Origin of the sequence: Paraburkholderia sp. SIMBA_030 (genome assembly GCF_046535245.1) — a bacterium.
Taxonomy (GTDB): domain Bacteria; phylum Pseudomonadota; class Gammaproteobacteria; order Burkholderiales; family Burkholderiaceae; genus Paraburkholderia.
In genome coordinates, this window is sequence record NZ_JAWRXB010000434.1 from 1 (window position 1) to 275 (window position 275).

Annotated in this window: 1 pseudogene; it reads right to left on the bottom strand. The window is 61.1% G+C overall.

What is annotated here, in order from left to right:
• A pseudogene (locus SB772_RS40665) lies at positions 1-275 on the bottom strand (D-aminoacylase); the annotation flags it as partial.

Genomic DNA, 275 nt, shown 5'->3' on the forward strand with positions numbered 1-275 from the left:
GATGCGGGAACGGGTCTTCCGGCAATCCGTCAGAGCCGACCATCGATAGCGGATGCGCGAGGATTCTTCGTACGTCTGATTCATCCATTCCGTAGTACACCGCGCCCGCCGGTTGCAATTGGCGGGCGGCGTCGAGCAATGACAGGTGCCACTCGGCGGCGATGTCCATCAGGTCGCGACCGCCCATTTCAGGGTGCGGGGTGGACCAGGTGATGGTGATGCGATGGGCATCGGTGACTTGTTTGAGGTCCAGTGTCGAAGAACTCGCCGCATAG